This is a genomic window from Pseudooceanicola lipolyticus (genome assembly GCF_002786325.1).
GTDB classification, from domain to species: Bacteria; Pseudomonadota; Alphaproteobacteria; order Rhodobacterales; family Rhodobacteraceae; genus Pseudooceanicola_C; species Pseudooceanicola_C lipolyticus.
Map to the genome: position 1 here is coordinate 1 of NZ_PGTB01000355.1, position 1,236 is coordinate 1,236.

The following is a 1,236-nucleotide window of genomic DNA, read 5'->3' on the forward strand; positions in this document are numbered from 1 at the left end:
CCGGTCCTCCCGAAGACGGCGCAGCGCTCCGGATGCCGCCATCAGGCCGATCCGGGTCTCGGCGGCACGGCGCGCGGCCTCGCGCAGCTCTTCCAGAAGGGCAGCCCGCGTTTGTCCCTGGTCCACGCCGCCGGCGGTGCCGAGCGCGCCGTTCAACGCCTGCCGCGCCTCGCCCCGTCGGCCGATGGCCTCCTCCCGGTCCGTCTCCGCATCCTCCACGGCCTCGCGCAAAGTGTCGGTGCGGACTGGGTCGGTTTCGGCCTCCTCGGCGGATAGCGCGTCGGCATCGAACCCCTCGGCGGCCCTGGCGCGCTCTGCCGTCAGTTCAGCGATCTCGGTGCGCAGCCCATCCCGGTCCAGAAGGCGGCGCAGAGCACCCAGCGGGTCGTCCCCGGGAGCGATCTCCTGGCCCTGGAAGACAGTGGCGATCTCTTCGGCGGCTCGCTCCACCGAGCGGACCTGACGCTCGCGTTCCGCCTCTACCTTTTCGCGCGTCCTGCGGGTCTCCTCGATCCGGCGGGCGGTTTCCGCCGCGCTCTTCGTTCGCTCTCGGGCGAGGCGCAGCGTATCGTCCACCGGGCTGTCCTCGCGCAGCCCGAGCTTGTCGCGCAGCGCTGCTGCCCGCCCGTCGAAAGCTGCGCGGGCGGCTTCCAGTAGGCCCACCCGGCGGTCGAGGTCCCGCGCCTTCCCGTGCAACTCCACGAGCTCGGCAAGATCGTCGCCGATCCGAAGTATCCTTTCGACGCCCAGGTCCGCGCACCAAAGTCCGGACACCCGCGCCTCGTAGGCGGCCACGGCATCGGCGTGGGCTTTCTCTTTCGTCTTTTTCTGCGCCTCGAGGCCGCGGACCATTTTCTCGGAGTCCTGCCGGCCGAGGATGCGGATCCGCCTCTCCTCCAATGCCCTGTCCAGGCGCCGCGCGGCGGCGACGGCATCCTGTCCGGCAGGCGGATCGCCTGCAATACCTTCGGCCAAGCGAAAGACCGTCTGCTCAGCCTCCGAGCGCGCCTTCTGCGCCTCATGCAAATGCACCATCGCCTGCTCCGCCAGGAGCACCGCCTCGAGAGCTGTCTTCACAGCCTCGAGCCGCTCGGCGAAGACAGAAGGGACGGCATCCGCGTCCAGCCCCAGCCGTGCTGCGAGCTTCTGCGCCGCCTCCGCCGGCGCAGTCTGCCTTCGCCGGGCAGCCTCGGCGTCGGCCCGGCGCCGCTCGACCTCGGCGGCCTGAGTGGTGCG

At 71.2% G+C, this 1,236-nt stretch carries 1 protein-coding gene; it reads right to left on the minus strand.

Going from position 1 to position 1,236, the window contains the following annotated elements; translation table 11 throughout:
- Window positions 1-1,236 (minus strand): coiled-coil domain-containing protein (locus CVM52_RS27310; RefSeq protein WP_205965039.1); only part of this gene is annotated, 1,236 nt, incomplete at both ends.